Annotated in this window: 21 protein-coding genes and 2 riboswitches; of the genes, 20 read left to right on the forward strand and 1 reads right to left on the reverse strand. The window is 39.6% G+C overall.

What is annotated here, in order from left to right; translation table 11 throughout:
• Position 1 precedes the first annotated feature (1 nt).
• From pyrC to AC4PHI_RS06810, 8 genes are all read left to right on the forward strand, one after another.
• Positions 2–1291 carry a dihydroorotase gene (pyrC, locus tag AC4PHI_RS06775; RefSeq protein ID WP_492201553.1) on the forward strand — a complete coding sequence of 430 codons (1290 nt, stop codon included), beginning with the start codon at positions 2–4 and terminating at the stop codon, positions 1289–1291.
• Position 1292: 1 nt separating this feature from the next.
• The gene (locus AC4PHI_RS06780; protein WP_492199162.1) at positions 1293–2393 is read left to right on the forward strand and encodes a carbamoyl phosphate synthase small subunit; all 1101 of its coding nucleotides are present in this window, start codon (positions 1293–1295) and stop codon (positions 2391–2393) included.
• Entirely contained in the window at positions 2371–5547 is a 3177-nt protein-coding gene (gene carB, locus AC4PHI_RS06785; RefSeq protein ID WP_492199163.1) for a carbamoyl-phosphate synthase large subunit, read from the forward strand. The genes AC4PHI_RS06780 and carB overlap by 23 nt, the downstream gene beginning before the upstream one ends.
• Before the next feature lie 29 nt (positions 5548–5576).
• Positions 5577–6362: a dihydroorotate dehydrogenase electron transfer subunit gene (locus AC4PHI_RS06790; protein WP_492199164.1), complete on the forward strand. Its 786-nt coding sequence runs from the start codon at positions 5577–5579 to the stop codon at positions 6360–6362.
• Positions 6359–7276 carry a dihydroorotate dehydrogenase gene (locus AC4PHI_RS06795; RefSeq protein ID WP_492199165.1) on the forward strand — a complete coding sequence of 306 codons (918 nt, stop codon included), beginning with the start codon at positions 6359–6361 and terminating at the stop codon, positions 7274–7276. Before AC4PHI_RS06790 ends, AC4PHI_RS06795 begins: the two co-directional genes overlap by 4 nt.
• A gap of 2 nt (positions 7277–7278) precedes the next feature.
• The gene (gene pyrF / locus AC4PHI_RS06800) at positions 7279–7992 is read left to right on the forward strand and encodes an orotidine-5'-phosphate decarboxylase (RefSeq protein ID WP_492199166.1); all 714 of its coding nucleotides are present in this window, start codon (positions 7279–7281) and stop codon (positions 7990–7992) included.
• Between the two features lies 1 nt (position 7993).
• Positions 7994–8623, forward strand: a complete 630-nt coding sequence (pyrE, locus tag AC4PHI_RS06805) for an orotate phosphoribosyltransferase (RefSeq protein ID WP_492199167.1) — start codon at positions 7994–7996, stop codon at positions 8621–8623.
• Positions 8624–8749: 126 nt separating this feature from the next.
• Positions 8750–9463 (forward strand): carbonic anhydrase family protein, encoded by a 714-nt coding sequence (locus tag AC4PHI_RS06810; protein WP_492199168.1) that lies wholly within the window; start codon positions 8750–8752, stop codon positions 9461–9463.
• A gap of 250 nt (positions 9464–9713) precedes the next feature.
• On the opposite strand, the gene AC4PHI_RS06815 is transcribed toward AC4PHI_RS06810, so the two are convergent.
• Positions 9714–10772, reverse strand: a complete 1059-nt coding sequence (locus AC4PHI_RS06815) for a helix-turn-helix domain-containing protein (RefSeq protein WP_492199169.1) — start codon at positions 10770–10772, stop codon at positions 9714–9716.
• 364 nt (positions 10773–11136) lie between these two features.
• Between AC4PHI_RS06815 and AC4PHI_RS06820 the strand changes: the two genes are divergently transcribed.
• The 12 genes from AC4PHI_RS06820 (at position 11137) to cbiB (ending at position 23121) form a co-directional block, all read left to right on the forward strand.
• Entirely contained in the window at positions 11137–12045 is a 909-nt protein-coding gene (locus AC4PHI_RS06820; RefSeq protein ID WP_492199170.1) for a phosphate ABC transporter substrate-binding protein PstS family protein, read from the forward strand.
• 79 nt (positions 12046–12124) lie between these two features.
• Positions 12125–12844 (forward strand): response regulator transcription factor, encoded by a 720-nt coding sequence (locus AC4PHI_RS06825; RefSeq protein ID WP_492199171.1) that lies wholly within the window; start codon positions 12125–12127, stop codon positions 12842–12844.
• Positions 12841–14595, forward strand: coding sequence for a sensor histidine kinase (locus tag AC4PHI_RS06830; RefSeq protein WP_492199172.1), 1755 nt, complete (start codon positions 12841–12843; stop codon positions 14593–14595). The genes AC4PHI_RS06825 and AC4PHI_RS06830 overlap by 4 nt, the downstream gene beginning before the upstream one ends.
• Positions 14596–14728: 133 nt before the next feature.
• Positions 14729–14898, forward strand: a riboswitch (cobalamin riboswitch).
• A gap of 395 nt (positions 14899–15293) precedes the next feature.
• A complete protein-coding gene (locus AC4PHI_RS06835) occupies positions 15294–15713 on the forward strand; it encodes a DUF4430 domain-containing protein (protein ID WP_492199173.1) in 420 nt (139 codons plus the stop codon).
• Entirely contained in the window at positions 15697–16236 is a 540-nt protein-coding gene (locus AC4PHI_RS06840) for an ECF transporter S component family protein (protein WP_492199174.1), read from the forward strand. The genes AC4PHI_RS06835 and AC4PHI_RS06840 overlap by 17 nt, the downstream gene beginning before the upstream one ends.
• A gap of 172 nt (positions 16237–16408) precedes the next feature.
• Complete coding sequence (gene cobS / locus AC4PHI_RS06845) at positions 16409–17167, forward strand: adenosylcobinamide-GDP ribazoletransferase (RefSeq protein WP_492199175.1); 759 nt, start codon at positions 16409–16411, stop codon at positions 17165–17167.
• A 2-nt stretch (positions 17168–17169) separates the two neighbouring features.
• Positions 17170–17739: a histidine phosphatase family protein gene (locus tag AC4PHI_RS06850; RefSeq protein ID WP_492199176.1), complete on the forward strand. Its 570-nt coding sequence runs from the start codon at positions 17170–17172 to the stop codon at positions 17737–17739.
• 206 nt (positions 17740–17945) lie between these two features.
• Positions 17946–18117, forward strand: a riboswitch (cobalamin riboswitch).
• 157 nt (positions 18118–18274) lie between these two features.
• Complete coding sequence (locus tag AC4PHI_RS06855) at positions 18275–18775, forward strand: ECF transporter S component (protein WP_492199177.1); 501 nt, start codon at positions 18275–18277, stop codon at positions 18773–18775.
• Positions 18776–18800: 25 nt separating this feature from the next.
• On the forward strand, positions 18801–19883 hold the full coding sequence (gene cobD / locus AC4PHI_RS06860; protein WP_492199178.1) for a threonine-phosphate decarboxylase CobD: 1083 nt from the start codon (positions 18801–18803) through the stop codon (positions 19881–19883).
• On the forward strand, positions 19868–20770 hold the full coding sequence (locus AC4PHI_RS06865) for a GHMP family kinase ATP-binding protein (protein ID WP_492199179.1): 903 nt from the start codon (positions 19868–19870) through the stop codon (positions 20768–20770). Before cobD ends, AC4PHI_RS06865 begins: the two co-directional genes overlap by 16 nt.
• 21 nt (positions 20771–20791) lie before the next feature.
• Complete coding sequence (locus tag AC4PHI_RS06870; protein ID WP_492199180.1) at positions 20792–22177, forward strand: cobyrinic acid a,c-diamide synthase CobB; 1386 nt, start codon at positions 20792–20794, stop codon at positions 22175–22177.
• Positions 22174–23121 (forward strand): adenosylcobinamide-phosphate synthase CbiB, encoded by a 948-nt coding sequence (cbiB, locus tag AC4PHI_RS06875; RefSeq protein WP_492199181.1) that lies wholly within the window; start codon positions 22174–22176, stop codon positions 23119–23121. Before AC4PHI_RS06870 ends, cbiB begins: the two co-directional genes overlap by 4 nt.
• Positions 23122–23130: the final 9 nt, after the last annotated feature.

Below are 23130 nucleotides of genomic sequence, written 5' to 3' on the forward strand. Positions count from 1 at the left end.
GATGGCTACACTTATTATTAACAGTCTTGTTTTAAACGAACGTAACCAATTGATCCCCTGCGAATTTCTGTTGAAAGATGGAAAAATCCAAGCAAAAGGATCAGCACTGGAAGAACAAGGTGTCAAGTTTGACGAAAAGATTGATGCACAAGGGGCACTGGTCACACCTGGACTGGTGGATGTCCATGTCCACTTTAGAGAACCCGGGTTTACCCATAAAGAAACCATCGCCACAGGCAGTGCGGCAGCAGCCCGGGGCGGATATACTACCGTCTGTGCGATGCCGAACTTGGATCCTGTGCCTGACACAGCAGAAAAACTGGAAGAAATCCAAAAAATCATCGCCCGTGACGGCGTGGTGAACGTTCTGCAATACGCACCGATCACCAAAAATTTGCGCAGTGATGAGCTGGTCAACTTTAAAGAACTGAAAGAAGCAGGTGCTTTCGCTTTTACCAATGACGGTGTGGGTGTTCAAACGGCCGGCGTCATGTATCAGGCAATGAAAGCTGCGGCAGAAGTCGGCATGTCCATCGTTGCCCACACAGAAGATGAATCGTTGCTGTTTGGCGGGTGCATGCATCATGGGGAAAAATCAAAAGATTTAGGTCTTCCCGGTATTCTAAGTGCTACTGAATCTTCTCAAATTGCCAGAGATTTAATTTTGGCTGAAGAAACTGGGGTTCATTACCATGTCTGCCATGTGTCTACTAAAGAAAGTGTGCGAATCATCCGCGATGCTAAACGTGCCGGCGTCAACGTTACTTGTGAAGTCTGTCCTCATCATCTCATCTTATCAGATAAAGATATTCCTAGTGATGATGCGACTTACAAAATGAATCCGCCCCTACGCGGTGAAGATGACCGTCAGGCACTGATAGAAGGGCTTCTTGATGGAACAATCGATTGTATCGCAACGGATCACGCCCCTCACAGCCGGGAAGAAAAAGCCCAGTCCATGGTGAAAGCACCTTTTGGAATCGTGGGCAGCGAAACAGCTTTTTCATTGATGTATACCCATTTCGTGAAAACAAATATTTTTACACTGAAACAAGTCATTGATTGGATGACTGACAAGCCGGCTCGAATCTTTGGTTTGACCTCAGGGACTTTGGACATTGGTGCCCCAGCAGATCTTGCCCTTTTTAATCTGGCTGATTCATTTGAAATCAAGGCAGAAGATTTTGCCTCCAAATCGGACAATACGCCATTTTTAGGGGAAAAAGTTTATGGAGAAACCATGTATACATTTGTTTCTGGAAAATTAGTTTGGACGAAAAGGGGTAAATAGTTTGAAAAGATTACTACTATTAGAAGATGGCACAGTTTTTGAAGGAGAAGGCTTCGGGTCAAGTGAAGTCAGTACCGGAGAGTTGGTTTTCACTACGGGAATGACTGGCTATCAAGAAGAAATCAGCGACCCGAGTTTTAACGGACAAATCATTGTATTTACTTATCCTTTGATTGGCAACACGGGCATCAATCGCGATGATTTTGAATCAATTGAACCTAGCTGCCATGGGATAGTAGTGAGAGAACTTGCAAGAAGACCATCCAATTGGCGTACCAGTGTCAGTTTAGATCAATATTTGAAACAAAAAAACATCCCGGGAATCAAAGGGATCGATACACGGATGCTGACAAAAAAAATCCGTGAAAAAGGCACACTGAAGGCTTGCATTATCAATGTGGAAACTGATCCGGCCCATGCCTTAGACCAGCTGAAGGCCACCGTGATGTCTTCCAAGCTGGTGGCAGAAGTGTCCACCACCAAGCCTTATCCTAATCCGGGATTAGGCAAGAATGTTGTCGTGGTCGACTTTGGATTGAAACACAGTATTTTGCGGGAATTAAGCCGCTACCAATGTCAAGTGACGGTAGTTCCTTACAATACATCTGCCGAAGAGATTTTAAATCTGGCTCCAGACGGTGTGTTGTTGAGCAATGGTCCCGGAAGTCCAGAAAATGTTCCTGAAGCAATTCCGCTGATCCAAGGAATTCAAGGAAAAGTTCCCTTGTTTGGGATTTGTCTTGGTCACCAGTTGTTTGCATTAGCAAACGGGGCGTCTTCTTATAAACTGCCTTTTGGACATAGAGGCAGCAACCATCCTGTGCGAGACCTTGAAACGAATACAATTGACTTTACTTCTCAAAATCATAGCTATGCTATATCTGAACAGTCTCTTGAAAAGACTGATTTAGTGGTGACACATTTAGAAATCAATGACGGCAGTATTGAAGGATTGAAACATAAGACCGATCCAGCCTTTTCGGTACAATTTCATCCCGATGCCGCACCAGGTCCTCACGATGGACAGCATGTCATTGGGAAATTTATAAAATTAATGGACACTTGGAAGGAGACACCTGATGCCAAGAAGAACAGATATTAAAAAAATAATGGTCATTGGTTCCGGGCCGATTGTTATCGGTCAAGCCGCAGAATTTGACTATGCAGGCACCCAAGCCTGTCTTGCACTGAAAGAAGATGGCTACGAGGTAGTTTTAGTAAATTCCAATCCGGCTACGATTATGACAGACAAAGAAGTTGCTGACAAAGTTTATATTGAACCCATCACGGAAGAATTTGTTTCCCGTATTATTCGTAAAGAACGTCCGGATGCTCTTTTGCCTACTCTTGGAGGGCAAACCGGTTTAAATATGGCGATGACCTTGGCAAAATCAGGTATTTTAGATGAGTATCAGGTTGAATTGCTGGGGACTAAGCTGTCAGCTATCGACAAAGCTGAGGACCGGGACTTGTTCAAACAGCTGATGGAAGAGTTGGATCAGCCCATCCCGGAAAGTACCATTGTGAATACGGTTGAACAGGCCATTGAATTTGCAGAAAAAATCGGCTTTCCTTTGATAGTACGTCCTGCCTTTACCCTTGGGGGAACAGGTGGAGGCATGTGTCACGACTTGACTGAGTTGGTAGAAATCACCAGCAATGGATTAAAATTATCCCCTGCCACCCAGTGCTTGATTGAAAGAAGTATCGCCGGTTACAAAGAAATTGAATATGAAGTCATGCGTGACTCTGCCGATAATGCAATCGTGGTTTGTAACATGGAAAACTTTGACCCGGTAGGCATCCATACCGGTGATTCCATCGTTTATGCCCCTAGCCAAACGCTGACAGATATCGAACATCAGATGTTAAGGGATGCTTCATTGAAAATTATCCGTGCTCTTGAAATCGAAGGGGGCTGCAATGTGCAGTTGGCTCTGGATCCCGATAGCTTCAACTACTACGTTATTGAAGTCAATCCCCGTGTGAGCCGTTCTTCTGCTTTGGCAAGCAAAGCTACCGGTTATCCTATTGCGAAATTAGCAGCTAAAATCGCTATCGGTTTGACACTGGACGAAATCAAAAATCCCGTAACGGAAACGACCTTTGCGGTATTTGAACCTACGTTGGATTATGTGGTAGCGAAAATTCCCCGCTGGCCTTTCGATAAATTTGAAAAAGGCGAGCGTCGTTTAGGGACACAGATGAAAGCTACCGGAGAAGTAATGGCTATTGGCCGCAACTTGGAAGAGGCGACTTTAAAAGCAGTACGTTCATTAGAACTAGGGACGACCCATCTAAAGTTGGCAGAAACAGCAGATGGCAGTGAAGAAAAATTGCATGACAAAATTGTCCATGCTCAAGACGATAGGATTTTTTATCTGGCAGAGGCCTTTAGAAGAGGGGATACAGTCGAGGAACTTTTCGACTTAACGAAAATCGACCCGCTTTTCCTTGATTGTTTGGAGTACATTGTGGCAATCGAAAAAGAACTGGCTGACAATCCTTGGTGTGTGCAGACATTGAAAAAAGCAAAAGTCTACGGATTTTCAGACAAAACCATCGCAGATTTTTGGTCGGGCAGCGAAGCCGAAGTTAGAAAATTAAGACTGGAAAATAATCTAAGACCCGTCTATAAGATGGTGGATAGCTGTGCCGCAGAATTTGAATCTAAAACACCTTATTTTTACAGCACCTATGATTTTGAAAATGAAAGTCAGCCGTCCGGCAAACCTGCTGTTTTAGTTCTCGGGTCAGGACCTATCCGAATCGGGCAGGGAGTAGAGTTTGATTACGCAACTGTTCATTCAGTAAAAGCAATTCAGCAGCTGGGGTATGAGGCGATTGTGATAAATAACAATCCGGAAACTGTTTCAACAGATTTTTCCATCTCAGACAAACTATATTTCGATCCTTTGACCTTTGAAGATGTGATGAACGTAGTAGATTTGGAACAGCTGAAAGGTGTCATCGTTCAATTTGGCGGACAGACTGCAATCAATTTGGCAGACTCTTTGGACAAAGCCGGTGTGCCAATCATCGGAACAAATATTGACGACCTTGATTTAGCAGAAAACCGCGACTTGTTTGAGCAGGCATTGAAAGATTTAGACATTCCCCAACCTTTAGGAGATACTGCAACCAGTGTTCCTGAAGCTGTGAAAATTGCTGAAAGCATCGGCTATCCTGTACTGGTTCGTCCTAGCTATGTCCTAGGGGGACGAGCAATGGAAATCGTCGGTAATCAAGCAGATTTGATGTCTTATATGAAAGAAGCTGTCAAGGCTTCTCCAGAACATCCCGTCCTGATCGACCGTTACTTGGTTGGTAAAGAATGCGAAGTTGATGCGATTTGCGACGGAAAAGATGTGCTGATACCTGGTATCATGGAACATATTGAACGGGCTGGTGTTCACTCGGGAGATTCCATCGCCGTTTATCCGCCCCAGACTTTATCACCAAAAATCGTGGAAACGATTATTGATTATACAAAACGTCTTGCTCTAGGTCTTCATTGTTATGGTATGATGAACATACAGTACGTTATTCATAACGATGAAGTCTATGTAATCGAAGTGAATCCTCGTGCCAGCCGTACAGTGCCCTTTCTAAGTAAAGTCACTGGCATTCCGATGGCACAGGTGGCAACTAAAACGATTTTAGGCAAGTCGCTGGCTGAACAGGGATACGAAGGCGGTCTATATCAAAATAGTCCGTTGGTTCATGTGAAAGCTCCGGTCTTTTCCTTTGCGAAACTTCAAAGTGTGGATACTTATTTAGGACCTGAAATGAAATCCACCGGGGAAGTGATGGGGACGGATAAGACTCTTGAAAAGGCACTGTATAAGGCTTTTGAAGCAAGCAATATGAATTTGCCTCACCATGGTTCGATTTTATTCACTATCGCTGATGAGACGAAAGAAGAATCGATAGCTATTGCCCAGCGCTTTGCGAACATCGGATTCAAGTTGTTTGCCACGGAAGGGACTGCTCAATTTCTTGCCGAAGCCGGACTGGAAGTGGAAACAGTAGCAAAAATTAATAAAAACGGCAAAAATGTTTTAGATATCATCAGTGACGGAACAGTCCAAGTCGTGGTAAATACAATGGACAAGTCCCGCCAGACGAACTCTGATGGATTTATGATCCGCCGGGAGTCTGTTGAACACGGAGTCCCTTTGTTCACCTCACTGGATACGATAAGTGCGGTTTTGAAAGTAATCGAGTCTCAACAATTTTTGCTTGAAAGTTTGTAAAAATAGTTTTTAAAAAAGGAGCGAGTGTATTGAAACAGGAAGACATGCTGATCGTGCAACAAAAAATGATTGCACCTAAGATTTTTGAGTTGGTCCTGGAAGGCGAGCTGGTGAATAAAATGTCAACACCGGGACAGTTTATTCACTGTAAGCCGTCAAGGGCAGATTTATTATTAAGACGTCCAATCAGTATTTCAAGTATTGACCGTAAGAACAAGCGTTGTACGATTATTTACCGGATTGAAGGTGATGGGACAAAAAACATGAGCGACATGGTCCCTGGAGAGACCATGGATGTTTTAGGCCCGCTAGGAAACGGTTTTCCTGTGGAAGATATCACTTCAAAGGAAGTAGTGTTGATTGTTGGCGGGGGTATTGGTATCCCCCCTTTATATGAAGTTGCCAGACAGGCACATGAACGGGGAGCCAAAGTAATCTCATTTTTAGGTTTTGCATCAAAAGAAGTTATCTACTATCAGGATGAATTTGCGGCGTTAGGGCAGGTCATTATATCTACAGATGATGGTTCTTTCGGTGAAAAAGGCCATGTGGGTATGGCACTTGACAAACATTTGCCGCAAATTACCGCAGATGCAGTTTATGCCTGCGGTGCCAGAGGAATGTTAGCAAAGGTCGATGAGTTGTTTGAAGACCATCCCCGTGCCTACATTTCCATGGAAGAACGGATGGCTTGCGGTGTTGGTGCCTGTTATGCTTGTGTCTGCGACGTCAAAGATGAGAAAGATAATTCTTTATCAATGAAAAAAGTGTGTGATGAAGGTCCGATTTTTAAAACAGGGGAGGTAGTACTATGAATCGATTGAAGATTAGTTTGCCGGGATTGGAATTAAAAAATCCAATCATGCCAGCCAGCGGATGTTTTGGTTTTGGCGAAGAGTACGCTGATTATTACGATCTCAGCAAGCTGGGGGCGATTATGGTAAAAGCGGCCACCCTTGAACCTAGAAAAGGCAATCCTACGCCTAGAGTAGCTGAAACTCCTTGTGGTATGCTGAACGCCATCGGTCTGCAAAACCCCGGTTTGGATGTCATCATGGACGAAAAACTGCCGGCATTGGAAGCTTACGATGTACCGATCATCGCTAATGTTGCCGGTTCAACAGTAGAAGATTATATTGCTGTGTGTGCCCGAATCGGAGATGCACCCAATGTAAAAGCCATCGAATTAAATATTTCCTGTCCAAATGTCAAATCAGGCGGCATCGCATTTGGCACAGATAAAAAAGTGGCGGCAGAGTTGACCTATAAAGTAAAAGAAGTGGCAAAAGTCCCAGTTTATATTAAATTATCTCCCAATGTTACAGATATTGTGCCTATCGCCAAAGAAATAGAAGCGGCAGGGGCAGACGGATTAACTATGATCAACACACTGTTAGGGATGAGGATCGACTTAACCACCCGTCAGCCGATTTTAGCCAACCAGACAGGAGGCCTGTCCGGTCCGGCGATCAAGCCTGTAGCCATCAGGATGATTCATCAAGTTTCAAGGGCTGTAGACTTGCCGATTATCGGTATGGGGGGAGTTTACACGGTGGATGACGTTTTAGAGATGTATCTGGCAGGAGCCAGCGCTGTTGCCGTGGGGACAGCGAATTTTACTGATCCGTATGTTTGTCCCAAGTTGATTGAAGGACTTCCTGCAAGAATGGATGAACTGGGGATTGACACTCTGGAACAATTAATTGCAGAAGTGAAAGGAGCCCGTTAATAATGAATCACCGACCAATTATTGCACTGGATTTTCCAGACAGACTGCAAATCGAAACATTCCTATCTAATTTTCCCAAAGAAGAATCTCTCTATGTGAAGGTGGGAATGGAATTATTTTACCAAGAGGGGCCAGACATCGTACGTTGGCTTAAATCTCAAGGACATGATATTTTTCTTGATTTGAAATTGCATGACATCCCCAACACGGTAGAAAGTGCCATGAGGGGAATCGCCCGTTTAGGCGTTGACATGGTCAATGTTCACGCGGCAGGAGGAAAACGGATGATGACCGGCGCACTCAAAGGTCTTCAAGAGGGGAGCAGCGACGGAACTCGACCGATATTAATCGCTGTCACGCAATTAACCTCCACCTCTGAGGAAGAAATGCACGAAAATCAAGGACTGACATGTTCTTTACAGGAGAGTGTGCTGCATTATGCGAAAAATGCTGAAATCAGCGGATTGGACGGGGTAGTCTGCTCAGCACTGGAAGCAGCGGCTATCAAAGAGGCAACCAACCAGGAGTTTGTTTGTCTGACCCCTGGGATTCGTCCGCAAGGTGCTAGTGTAGGTGATCAAAAAAGGGTGGTCACACCGGCCAGAGCTAAGGAGTTGTCTTCCAGTTATATCGTCGTTGGAAGACCCATCACCCGCTCTGAAAATCCTTATGAAAGTTATCTGTCAATCAAAAAAGAATGGAATGGAGACGTTTAATATGAGTATTGCATCCACAACAGCTGAACACTTGCTGGCTATTGAAGCCGTCAGTTTAAAACCACAGGAGCCTTTTACTTGGGCCAGTGGGATTAAAAGTCCAATTTATTGTGACAACCGTGTGATTATGAGCTATCCTGAGATTCGAAAAGAAGTCGCAGCCAATCTTGCGGAAATCATCAAAAAGAATTATCCGGAAGTTGAAGTTATTGCAGGAACAGCCACGGCAGGTATTCCTCATGCCGCATGGGTGGCTGACATTATGGATTTACCTATGGTTTATATCCGAAGCGCAGCTAAAAAACACGGCAAAGGCAATCAAATCGAAGGTAAAATAACTAAAGGCCAAAAAATGGTGATTATCGAAGATTTGATTTCTACTGGGGGCAGTGTTCTGGAAGCAGCTGAAGCAGCAAAAAATGAAGGGGCAAACGTATTAGGTGTGGCCGCTATTTTCACTTACGAGCTGCCTGACAGTTCAAAAAACTTTGCTGAACTTAATCTTCCTTTTGAAACATTAACAAACTACACCACATTGATTGATGTTGCATTGGAGAAAAACATCATTCATGAAAATGATATTAACTTACTGAAAGAATGGAAAATAAATCCTAGAGAGTGGTTAAAATAAATTACTGAAAACTTTCAGCAATAAAGCAGTGCTTTTTATTCGTCAATTATTTTTGAATAAGATAAAATAAAACAAATGACATCCAACGATTTACAAATGAATAAAAAGATAAGGCGGGTGGTCTTTTTGAAAAGTACTGCAAAATCTTTCTTCCCTGAGTGGGACTATTCGAGTAAAGAGAAAGGACCTGAAAACTGGGCACAACTTTGTTCTGACTTTTGCGCTGCCGAAAGTGCAGGGTATCAATCTCCCATTCGTCTAGAGACAGGAAAGTCCAGTATGATGGGGAAAAGTTTAGTTGAATTTTCATATTCCCAGGAAATATTTAACAAATCATATAATAATCACACGCTGCAACTGGAAAGTACAAGTCATAAGAATATACTTGTGGTAGATGGCATGACTTACCGTCTTCATAATATTCACTATCACATTCCCAGCGAGCATTACATCAATGACCAGCAAGCCCAGATGGAGTTTCATTTAGTTCATCGCAATCAGCAAGACGAAATCGTTGTGCTGGCTGTGCTCTTTGATGTAGCAGCTTCCGGAGAGAATAACGTGAAAAATCATTCTTCTGCTGATAATCACTGGTATGATTCGAAACATCATGTGGCATTGAACCCCGCAATCTTGCTTCCTGAAAAGAAAAATTATTTTCATTATCAGGGTTCTTTAACGACACCTCCTACTCTGGAAGGTGTGAAGTGGTTCGTTTTTTCTGAGAGTTTAGAAATCACTCAAACGCACTTTCAGAAATTAAAAAGTCATTTAAGTGATTCTTTCAATAACCGGCCGCTGCAAGAGCTAAATGGGAGAACTGTCTGGTATCATGGTTAATTCGATTGAGAGATAGCTAGATGCTCTTTTAAGAATAAAAAATAATTTGCAAAATATTTTCTTTATCAAAGCCAACTAATGGAAATAAAATGAAAAGATGCTGATCAGGAAATGAACTTCCTGGTCAGCATCTTTTATTATTTTTATTTTGGTAAAGTCATTTACTAAAAAGGTTTAATGGAATCATAGAGTTAATCTTTGCTATATTGCTTTTAAAAAGTGAATTCTGAAAAATTATAAATCCTAAATTCTAAATTCTATTTTTTCCTGAATCAAGGCTATTCAGTTCCATTTCGATATATTGTATCACTTTATCCCGTTCCTCATCACTGAGATCAAAATTTTCCTTCTTATCAGTCAAATCAGCTAAAAAATCTTTATAGATTTGTTGAGCTAAAAAACCAGTTTCATCAACATCAAAGGTCATATGCGAATAAAGTTTACTCCGTACAAAACTATCAATTGTGGGTACAGCATACAGCAAATTCATGATAGGATGATAGCTCATCTGATTGCTTTCGGAGATATGAAGCAGTGCGCCTAACTGGGCAAATTTACCTATTTCAAAAACTTCCATCACAGCAACCCTTTTATTGATGTAATATGAAGCCATATCTTTATTGCCTTCATACTCTGCCATATGTGTTAACGAGATCAGTACATTGTTTATCATCATTTGACTTCCATAGAGAATTTCTTCGTAAGTTTTATAGGCCAAAGAGTAGTCACCTTTGCTTCGATAGAAATCTGCTTTCAATCTGGAATAAAGCGATGCTTGTTTTGGAAGCAATTCCAGCAGTTCTTCCGCATGGAGATAGTCTTCAACCGAGAGATAATATTGCATCAATACATCTATAAATGAATCGGAGAGGGAATTAAGATTATTTATTACGAGTCTATGCATTCTTTTTGTAATTTCTTCTTGTTCACTCTTTTGCTTCTCATTTTGAGATGTTAGCAGCATACTCAGTAAATTGGACTGCAATGCAAGGTCATTGGGGTAGTCCTCTAAGTAAATTGTTGCGACACGAAACGCTTCTGAAAATGATTTTTGTTCGAGCAAGTGAAACACTTCCATTATATATGTACGTAATTGTTTTGGCGTACAAACACTGCCATATTTCAACAAATCATCAACACTTACATCCAATATTCTCGACATTGGCAACAAATTTGAGATATCAGGACTGTTTGTTCCTCTTTCCCATTTATTTACTGCTGTGGGACTGATATTGAGCAAACGAGCCAGCTCTGCTTGTGTCAGTCCTTTTTCCTGTCTAAATTTCCGTATGGTTCCGGCAAGATTCATTCCATCTCCCCCTTTCAATAATATAGTATCACTAGAATTATAGGAATACTATGACTGATTCCTCATCTTTCAGCAAATTTATAAACTATTAGTTTATGAAGCATATCAAAAGTTGAAACATTGATGAATTCATTGAATCTTTGATATTCCAAGGGCTAGTTGTCTAGTTCTGTAATAAAAATTTGTAGAAAGTAAATCATTCGTATCCCATTTGAATAAAAATGAAAATAATCACTTTTAAAAATAGTGTAACTATGCAAATTTACAAATACTTTACAATAACCAATCTTGTTTTTTACATAGCTTTGTTAAGATTCATTTAGAGTTAAATAGACAAACCCTTATGGGAAAAGGAGAAATTATCATGAAAAAAATTGGAATAACAGCTTTACTGACAGCTGTTCTAGTTATTGCTGGAGCTTGCGGCGCAGGGGATACTACTGAATCTGGTTCGGCTTCCGGTGAAAAACCTGAAGGAAATAATACTAACAAGGTTGAAATTACTGCAGTGGGTTCTACCGCTTTACAACCTTTAGTGGAACAAATCGCAGAAATTTATATGACTGACAATCCAAATTACTCGATTGTTGTTCAAGGTGGCGGCAGCGGGACTGGCCTGACACAAGTGAGTTCAGGGGCAGTAGATATCGGAAATTCGGATGTTTTTGCAGAAGAAAAAGACGGCATCGACAGCTCAGCAATCAAAGACCATCAGGTGGCTGTCGTGGGGATGGGACCTGTTGTGAATAAAGAAGTCGGCGTTGATGATGTCACTCATGAAGAATTAGTTGACATTTTTACCGGAAAAATCAAAAACTGGAAAGATCTTGGTGGAAAAGATCAGGAAATCGTCGTGGTCAACCGGGCACAAGGAAGCGGTACTCGGGCGACATTTGAAAAATGGGGGCTTAACGATGCACAGTCTGTAGCTTCTCAAGAACAGGATTCCTCGGGGACAGTAAAGAAAATTGTTTCTGAAACGCCGGGTGCTATCAGTTATCTTGCATTTTCCTACTTCGATGAGTCATTGAGTCCGCTGAAAATTGACGGTGTAGAGCCGACAGAAGAAAATGTCGCTACTAACGACTGGAAAATCTGGTCCTATGAGCACATGTATACGGTAAAAGATGCGTCAGCGGAAATCACCGCCTTCCTTGACTATATTATGACAGAAGATGTGCAAAAAAATGTGGTTGCAAAACTTAATTATATCCCGATTACTTCCATGAAAATTTCACGTGATTTGGAAGGCAATGTGGAAACAATTAAATAGATAGAAGCCCCCCTTTCGACTGTGCTATAATGTTGTCACATTATACGCACAGTTTTATTTTTTTATGAGGAGGTCAAAAGTGAAACGAGTACTGATTGTCGATGATGAACCATCGATTACTACCTTACTGCAATATCATTTTGAAAAAGAAGGTTTTGAAGTCGTTGTTGCCCACGACGGGGAGAAAGCCATAGAAGAAGGAACAACCACTGATTTTTACTTTATCATTTTAGATGTTATGCTCCCAAAACTTGACGGATTTGAAATTGTAAAGATTTTACGACAAAAAAAGATTACTACCCCTATTTTAATGCTGACTGCTAAAGATGATGTAATAGATAAAATAGTTGGTCTGGAAATCGGTGCCGACGATTATATGACAAAACCTTTCAGCCCAAGGGAGCTTATCGCTCGAATGAAAACTATCATGAGACGCGTGGATAGAGAAAAGCCTTCTCCAGAAGAAACACAAAAAAATAAGGATGATAAGAAGCTGCAGGTGGGCGACTTGGTGGCATATCCTGAAAAATTTGTTGTTGAAAAGAAGGGAAGTCCTATTGAGCTGACCAGAAAAGAATTCGAACTTCTAGTCTATTTTATGGCACGGAAAGACCGGATTATTGACAGGGAAACATTGTTGGCTCAAGTATGGGCCGATGACTATTTCTATGACCAGTCAAGGACGGTGGATATTCACGTAAGCCATTTGAGAGAAAAAATTGAAGATGATACTAAAAAACCGAAATATTTGAAAACGATTAGGGGTTTCGGTTATAAATTTCAGGAGCCGGAAAAATGAGTCAGAGTAAAAAAAAGCAAATAAAACTTTTTTTGATAGTTGTTTTGTTTTGTTTTGCTGCCGTGTTCTTGATTCAACACTTTTTTGTTCAACAAAGCATCGCCCAGCAAACAGAGATGATGTTTAAGGAGGCGGACTGGCTTTTGCGGAGCTATCATCTGAATCAAAACGGAGAGTGGACAGAAGAGACTTTCAGTGAAATGGCATCCACAATAGACGACAGGCAACAACTGATTCTTTTAGATCCGACGGGGGCAGTTCTTTTCGACTCTGAAGAAACAAAAAGTTTAGGGGAAATAATATCTAAAACACCTGAAATTGATGCTATTTTAAAAGATAATCATGAACAGGCTAGTTTTTTAGATAAAAGTTCTTCTTCAAAGCATGGCGTGCTTCACATCGGAAAGCAGGTAAGAGCAGATTATGAGCTGGTGGGAATTATCAGATTATCCGAGGAATATGGCGGCGTTAAGGGTTCTCTCAATCGTTTGAGATGGGGTTTGACATTTACAACCATATTTTTGTTTGGGGCAGTTTATTATTTGCAGTTTTATTTGGAGAGCCGAAGCCGTCGTCCCTTAAAGTATGCTTTGCCTGTGATACAAGAGTTTTTACAACATCCTGAAAACAGACAAAAAATTGAAATCCAGTCGCGAGAATGGGCCAATTTGTATGATTCCCTAAACCAGTTAATGAAAAGCACCAATAAATTATATTTTCAACAATTGTTTAGTGAAGAAAAACTTGACTTCATCCTTGAAAATTTAACCATTGGGGTAGTGGTTTTTCAATCAAAAGACCGGCGGCGGGATTTGAATCAGGTTGCCAAAGAGTTGATAAGAGAGTCGGACGGTTTGGAAGATGAACTGAACCGCCTGCTAAATCAGGCCGAAAAAACAAAAAAGGACATCCAAAAGGAAGTTTATTTTTCCTTTCCTTTTGAGAGGTATCTCAATATCGTTGTTAAGCCTTTATATTTTTCTGAAGGAGAGAATACGGAACTGGTGGCAATCATCTATGACATCACTGATATCCGCAAAATCGAACAACTTCACGGGGATTTTATCCGTAACTTATCCCATGAACTAAAAACTCCTACAACTTCTATTCTAGGATTCACTGAAACGTTGCTTGATGGGGCGCTAGAAGATCCGGCTGTGAGTGAAAAATTTGTGGCAATCATCGATAAAGAGGCTAGACGTCTGTCCCGCTTGATTCAAAATATTTTACTTTTGATGCGTACGGAGCAAGATTTTGAAGGAGATTCGCTTCTTTGGATGCCAGTTGAAAAAATAATTCAGGAAGAAGTCCAGTATTATTTGCCGCAGATTACAGCTAAAGCTTTGTCTTTGAGACAAAACATCTCGGCTGAGGCGGGAAGTACTCACGTCCCGAAAGAACATTTCCAGCCTGTGATAAAAAACTTGCTTGAAAATGCGGTAAGTTATACTGAGGATGGAGGCACTATTACTTTAGCGCTTCAAATGTCTGACAAAGATTTAGAGCTGAAAGTTATGGATACCGGGGTGGGAATTTCCCTTGAGAATCAGAAAAGAATTTTTGAAAAATTTTATAGGGTAAGTAAATCCCGGCAAAGAAATACTGGCGGTTCAGGCTTAGGACTGTCTATCGTTGCGAACTATGTCAACTTGATGCAGGGCACAGTTGAGGTAGAAAGTGAACTTGGAAAAGGAACCGTTTTTGTAGTGTTGATTCCTAGGGAGTTTTTGAAGGCTTCTTTTAACGATTAAAATGAATCAGAATCAGTTTTATAAGCCTTCGTATTTGTAATGTATTGCATAAAATTTTTTGTCGAAAGTTAAAGAATAATATCAAATTTTAGCCTATTTTACCAGATTAGTTGCATTTTACTTCGAACAATTTTATAATTGCTTTGTTTAAGAATATAATATACTGGATTTTAGTTTAGGGAATGAGGTGAAAATCCTCAGCAGCCCCTTTCTACTGTGTACGCAAACATTATTTCAGCAAGTCCGCTCAATTGAGAAGACAGATGCGAAGCCAGGATACCTTTACTGAAAAACAGAAAGAACAATTGGATTGGGAAAATTGTTTTAGTATCTGATGAACGGACTATAAATCGTTTGCTTATTGAAAACAGTACAAAACATTCCTTAAAGATGTTTGTACTGTTTTATTTTTTCCCACTACACTAGGGACGGAGGAGATGCTGAAGAAGAAAAAAGGCTGAATTATTTGGACGTTTTATTTTTGCTATTTAAAATAAGAAATAAATTTTATCTAGATGTTCACATTGGACTTGACAGCTCAGTGATACAGAAAGTCACATTGAAAGTTTAACTGATTATTTTATAATCCAGTCTGATAATCGCTACTATCTTTCAATAAACCAGGATGAAAAAACATCGAGTAAGTATATTTAAAAACATTTTTACAGAACTTAAAAAAATATCAATAGGAGAAGATTATGAAAAAGAAAACTATTTTTATATCGTTGATTTGTTTTGCATTATTTTTTATGAGCGCCTGCTCTACACCTGAATCCAACAAGGATTCTTCAACGATTGATACGGTTGAAACTGCTGATAAAAAAGAAACTGAAAACACCATCAATGTATCAGTAACAATCTCTGATGAAGAGAAAACTATTGCTGAAAAAGAATTAGAAATAAATTCTGAAACTTCATTAATGGAATTAATGCAAGGAAATTTTGAAGTTGTTGAAGAAGGCGGTTTCATTACTTCGATTGAAGGAGTCGAACAAAATCAAAAGGATAGCTTCTTTTGGACTTATAAAATCAATGATGAGGAAGTGTTAACTGGCGCCAATGAGACATTTTTAAGTGATGGAGACAAGGTTGTGTTCACTTATGCACAATTTAAATAATCAGAAAAAAGCATATCTTTCCATTAAGGAGATTGCCTATCTTGGGTTATTGATTGCTGCTTGTGTTGTTGGAAGAACTATCTTTCAAGCTATTCCCAACGTGCAGCCGGCTACAGCAATTTTTCTGATTATCACATTTTATCTAGGTGTAAGCAGGGGGCTGATTGTTTGTTTGGCAACGATGACAATTACTAATCTCTACATGGGCATGGGGTCGTGGATGATTGGTCAAGTCGTCAGCTATACGGTTATCTTGCTATTGTTCAGTCTTTTATGCAAGATAAAATTTTTCAGAAGGAGTTTACTGCTTCAATCCATCTTTAGTTTTGGCTCTGGTTTTATTTACGGCTTCATTTTCTCCATTGTAGATGTTCAAATCTATGGAATGAAAGCATTCTTGCCTTATTATCTGCAAGGAATCCCGTTTGATTTTTTACATGCCGTAGGAAATATCGGATTTTACATCATTCTCCTTCCTGTTTTAAAGATATTGTTAAAAAAGTATCGAGAATTATTACCTTAAATCATCAAACAACCTGAAAATTCAGCACCAAAAGCTGTTCACAGGTTGTTTTTTCTTATTAATTGTGATGATAAAAAGTTGGACTTAGACAAATAATTATCTCATTTTTTTAAAAAAATTAGAGTTTATAAATACATTGAATTATTAAATAAGATGGGAAAGGGGCAAACTTGTGATAGAAGGAATTATTGCTTATTTTCAATTTTTTACCCGTTTAGTTATCCCTGTTGATTTGAAGGATCCTATGAATGCTTTGAAAAAGGGAACAAAATATCTCCCTTTATTTGGTCTGCTTTTAGGGATGATTGAGGGAATCGTTTACTATGTCAGCAGTCTTTTTCTTAACACTTTACTGGCATTTCTTATGGTGCTGTTTTTTGATGTTCTTTTTACAGGAGCAATGCATCAGGACGGTTTGGCTGATATGGCTGACGGATTATACTCTTCCCGTAAAAAGGAACGGATGTTAGAAATTATGAAAGACAGTCGCATTGGAACCATGGGAGCATTGGCTTTAATATTTTACTATTCTTTCATGATTAGTATTTTCTTAAGTTATCAGCCATTGTTTGATGGAGCAGATGGAGCAGTCATGATTGTAGCCATGAATCTTCTCGCCAAAAGCAATCTGACACTATTGTTCTATAAGATGACTTATGCCAGTGCCTCAAGCAGCGGTCTTGGTAAAACTTGGGAAGACATCGGGATAAGTGACATCATAATCGCCCAATTAAGTACTATTATTTTATTTGGGTTTGTTTTTAGATGGAACGGAGCAATTATTTATACGATGGGCGTAGTGTTTACTTTTATTTACCGTGGCTTTGTTTATAAAAAAGTTGAAGGACTCAACGGTGACACTATGGGAGCACTTGCTCCGCTAAGCAATGTGGTATTTTTATTGAGCATTTGTGCCCTTGGAGGTGTCTAAAAGTGAAAATATTTTTTATCCGACACGGGCAGACAGACTATAATGCTAATCGTCTGTTCTATGGCACCTCTGATGTTTCTATTAATTCAACGGGCATGAAACAGTCTCAGAAAGTGAAAGAAAAACTTTCAAGCTATAAAATTAAAAAAATTTATACAAGCACTATGAGACGAAGTCAAGAGACGGCCAAAATTGTTTTTCCAAACCAGGAACACGTTCAGCGATCATTTTTAAACGAGTGGGGATTTGGTGAATGGGAGGGTCTCAATGCCGACCAGATTCAAGCAGCTTATCCCTCTGAATGGGAGCAGTGGCTGCAAGATCCTTTTGGCTATACACCGCCGGGTGCAGAACCGTTTTCGCAGTTCGAAACAACGATGATTAACGGCTTCCGTGAATTATTAACCGGAAACAATGATTGTGCCATTGTCAGCCATTTGGGAACCATCCGTGTGCTGCTGAATTTTTGTTTTCCTGACCGGTCATTTTGGGAGATTAAATTAGAACAAAATAATTATACACTGGTTTCCTTTGAAGCTGGAAAATTCAAGTGTGACATCTGGAATGAATAAATTTTTTGATTTTAATTTTTCTGCTAAAAAATAAAGAATAAGTATTTTTTCTGACATTTAACGTTTGAAAAAACATCTTAAATGAGAAATCCACAGATATTTATCACTGTTATTTTAAAATAACAAAATATTGTTCTTGACAAAGAAAAAATAATACTATATTGTCAGCTTAACAAGTTAGGTATGTCTTTATCAAAAACTATACTATAATAAATTGAGATAAAAAATAATATTAAAGTGTTTGTCAAAGGGAATGAGGTGTGAATCCTCAACAGTCCCTTTCTACTGTAACGCAGACGAAATCTCACAATGCCACTTATTTAGGGAAGGCGAGAAATTAGGATGAAGCGAAGTCAGGATATCTTTGGCAAATGCTGAGTAAAGCAATTGGATCGGGAAAATTGTTTATGGCTGAGAGATCATTAGGTTGGTTTATCTGTTGTTTTTATTTTTATTTCTATGACAGATGCAGCACAGAGCATGTTTTCATTCCATGCTTTGTGCTGTTTTTTGTCGTTAAAAAGGAAGTGGTGAAATGAAGAACAGTACAAGAAAAATAGCGTTGATTGGTTTGTTTTTATCTTTAAGTATCATCGGGGCAAATATAAAAATGTTAGGTTCTATCGCCTTAGATTCTTTTCCCGGATTTATTGCAGCTATTATTATTGGACCGGGTGCCGGGGCGATTATTGGATTTTTCGGCCACATAGTCTCCGCACTTTTGGCAGGATTTCCCAATACGCTGCCGATTCACTTGATTATTGCAATGTTGATGTCTTTTTGCCTCTTTGTTTTTGGCTGGATCCGCCATCAACCAAGATTTCAAAATCTCTCCAGTCGTTTTTTATCTTTTGTTATTGCCTATCTCATCAATGTACCGCTGGATTTAATTATTTTATATCCATTTTTGGGGAAAGTCGTTTTCGGACTGTTTGTTCCCTTAACTGCTGCAACATTAGCCAACTTAGTAATTGCCGAAATGGTTTTTCTTGCATTGCCGCATAAGATTAAAAATATCTCAGGAATCCATTTTTGAGTGACAAGAATTTTAGGAGAAAAAAATGACAATCATCCATGGAGGAAATATTCAAGAAATTAGTGAACACTATCAGCTGAATCCCAATACAATTACTGATTTTAGCGCCAATATCAATCCCCTTGGTTTTCCAAAAGGTATTAAAGAACTGATTAACAGTCAACTGACGAAAATGTGCCACTATCCAGATTTGCGTTATAAAGATTTAATCCAACAAATTGCCACTTTTCATGAGTGTGCAACGCAAAACATTTATGTGGCTAATGGGGCGATAGAAGCAATTTATAATTTTTCTGAGGCGGCTGGCTTAAAGCATGTGCTCATTTTGGCACCAACTTTTATGGAATATGAAAGAGCATTCAAAAAATACCATACCAAAGTAAGCTACTTTAAAACTGAGTCATTTGACTTTGCAGTCTGTACAGATGATTTGCTGAAGTCAGCTGAAGAACTAAAAGTTGATGGGATTTGTATTTGCAATCCCAACAATCCCACAGGAAAGATGCTTTCAAAAAAAGAACTGCTGAATATTTTAGCTTTCAGTCAATCTAAACGGATATCTCTCATTATAGACGAAGCGTTTATGGATTTTGTTGAAAAAGAAGAGTCTGCTTCGTTGGTTGGCCACTTAGATGCCTATCAGCATTTATATATTTTTCGTTCACTTACCAAACTTTTTGCAATCCCGGGGTTAAGGTTAGGGTATTTGTTAACTGTAGATGAAGCATTGATGGCTAAATTACAACAAGGCAGTATTCCCTGGCGCGTGAATATTTTTGCAGATTTAGCAGGTCAGTCAGCACTTAAAGACCAAAAATTTATCAGTGAGACTATTGATTACGTGACATCAGAAAGGTCATTTCTGATAAGTGAATTGAAAAGGTTTTCCCAAATCATTGTTTACACAAGCCGGACTAATTTTATATTCTTCAAGCTATGGGAAAAATTTAATTTACAAGAAAAACTGTTAGCCAGAGGTTTTCTTATCAGAGACTGTCAGTCTTTCAAAGGGTTGACAGCAAATTATTACCGCATTGCAGTACGTACCCGGGAAGAAAACCGGCAATTGGTTGCTGCGTTAAAAGAGATATTATGGCAAGAAAAATAATCGTCACCTCGCCAGGAACCTGTGGGGAATTGATTCAAGGCTGGCTAGGGGACTCGCAAAAACTAGTTAGTTTAGGGATGAACAAATTTACTACTGTCACGATTGAAGCATCGAAGACAGCGTCAGAATTACAACTGACACCTCATAAAAGTAAAAGTTATCAAGCCTTGTTGGCCACCTGTGATTTTTTAAAAATTGATGTTGCCCGATTGGATAATCTGAAGATCACAATTTCCAGCGAGCTGTCGTGCGGCAAAGGAATGTCTAGCAGTACAGCAGATATAGCCGGCTGCATTTATGGCTTGGCTCTCTATTTTGGAAGAAGGCTGACTGTTCAAGAAGTTGTCAATCTGTGTGTGCCAATCGAAGCCACGGACAGCGTAATCTTTCCTTCACTGACTTTATTTGAACAGCAAACAGGCAGCTTGATGATTGAAAGTAATTGGCGACCAAATTTTTATATGTTAGTTTTAGAACCGGCTGCATCTCTCAATACAGCAGATTTTCATACACAACAAATTGAAAGAAGTTTTTATCAGCAGAAAACATTATTTAAACAAGTGCACCAAAAATATCAGCAGGCTGCTGCTAATCAAGATCTAAAGTTGCTGGGGGAAGCCGCAACGGCCAGTGCCTGTCTTAATCAAAGTATTTTAGAGAAACCATATTTTGAAAGTCTGAAGAAGTTAGTTGGGAAACATCATCTGATGGGGATAAATGTGGCACACAGCGGTACGGTAGTTGGTTTGTTAATGGAAGATTTGATATCACTGACCATACTTGTGAATCAAATTAGAAATTCTGCGATCGGTGATTACTACAAGCATTTACATTTGCAGCGGACATGCTTTGATGGGCTAAAGGCAGTTATTGTTGATGATAAATAATTAAACTGATGGGGGTTTAATATGAAAAAGATTATGATTGCCGGGACGTCAAGCGGCAGCGGCAAAACCTTGATTACTCTTGGATTGTTAAAAATACTGCAACAAAGAGGCTTTGAAGTACAGCCTTATAAAGTCGGGCCCGACTATATTGATACGCAATACCATACCCGCGTAGTAGACCGCCAATCTCGCAATTTGGATATGTTTATTGTTAATAGCAGGACGACAATGCAACAGCTGTTCTACCAATCTAATGTGGGAGCAGATATTTCTGTAGTGGAAGGAGTTATGGGGCTTTTTGACGGATTTGGTGTAGACAAAGACTACTGTTCATCCGCTGGTGTTGCCAAACAGCTGGATATCCCGGTTATCCTAGTGGTTAACGGCAAGTCAGCCGCCACTTCTGTAGCAGCGACCATCAAAGGTTTTCTGGAATTCGATCCAGAGTTGAATATAGTGGGAGTGATTATCAATCAGCTGTCCTCAGAAAACCACTATCAACTTATCAAAAAAGCTGTAGAAATTTATACAGAAACTAAAGTCTTTGGCTACCTTCCAAAAATACCGGAATTATATTTACCTTCTAGGCAACTAGGTTTAGTGCCTGACCGGGAAATAGATGATTTAATGCTGAAAGTCGATGAAACGGCAGCTCAATTAGAAAAAACAGTAGCCATTGATGACATATTAAAAGAAATAGAGAAAGAGGATATATTCGGTACAATCAAACCAGTCTGGACGTCTCAATATCCGGATTTTTCCGATCTTACTTTAGCTTATGCCTATGACGATGCTTTTCACTTTTACTACCCTGACAATTTAGAATTACTGGAAAAATTCGGGGTTAACTTGACATCATTTAGTCCTATCGCTGATAAAAAACTACCTGCTGCTGACTTTTACTATTTTGGCGGGGGTTATCCGGAAGAATTTGCTGCACAATTGAGTGACAATCAACAAATGAGGATAGAAATTCTTCGCAAACATCAGGAGAGCGTGCCAATTTTAGCTGAGTGCGGTGGTTTGATGTATCTGGGAGAACATTTGAAAATTAATAACATTCACTATGAAATGGTCGGGATTTTTAAAGGTTTTAGTCAAATGACCACTGGATTGAAGAATTTCGGTTACTGTTACGGTTTAGCTAATCAAGACACATTAATTGCTGACAAAGGCGAAAAAATTGTTGGTCATGAATTCCATCATTCAATTTTTGAAAGCGATGAGTCGACTGTTTTGAATATGTTTAAGGAACGGGACGGACAAGTCATAAAAGCATGGCACGGAGGGTATCAAAAAAATCAAACGTTTGCCAGTTATTTACATCTCCACTTTTATCAATCCTCTACTTTTCTGACTAAACTACTAGAGCGTGTGCGTCAGTTAAAAAAGGTGGGTTCTAAATGAAGATTAGTTTTTTTATAGCAGCTTTTTTTCTTGATATTTGCTTAGGGGATCCTTACAGCTGGCCCCATCCTGTTAAAGTCATCGGACATTTGATTAGTTTTTTTGAAAAACGTTTAAACCGACCATTTTTTTCCAAACGCAAACGATTTTTATACGGTTTTCTGATTTGTTTCGTAACAGTCGCTCTTTCAGGACTGATAGTAGCAGCCATACTTATAGTCAGTTATCAACTGAACAGGATTTTGTACGGTTTCATCTATATTTATTTAACTTACAGTCTGTTGGCACTGAAAAGTTTGTCGGTAGAAGGCTTAAAAGTTTTTACTAAATTGAAGGATGGTACGTTAGAGGAAGCTCGTTATCAGGTCAGTATGATTATCGGACGGGACACTTCGGAATTATCCAGAGAGGAAATCACTAAAGCAACCATTGAAACAATGGCGGAAAATCTAAGTGATGGTGTCATCGCACCGCTGTTTTACATTCTTATTGGCGGTCCTGTTTTGGGGATGATGTATAAAGCAATCAACACTTTAGATTCTATGATCGGTTATCAAACCCCAAAATATCAAGACATTGGATATGCCTCGGCCAAATTAGATGATTGGGTCAATTACATTCCCGCAAGAATAACTTGGTTTATCCTATTAGTAGCTAGCTATCTGCTTAACTTGAATGTGAAAAATGCCTGGGAAGTTGGGAAAAGAGATCGGCGAAATCATCAAAGCCCCAACAGCGGCTACCCAGAATCTGTGGTGGCTGGGGCACTGGAAATTCAACTGGGAGGGACACATCGTTATCATGGTGTGGAAATTTTTAAACCTCATATCGGCGATCCTTTAAAACAAGTGTCTATTGAAGATATTCTCACCATGAATCAATTGCTGTATCTTGCTGGTTTTTTAAGTTTAGTCTTGATGACAGCTTGCTATTATATCGTTTAATTTATATGA

The sequence above is a fragment of the Vagococcus sp. QWL-13 genome (genome assembly GCF_058683555.1).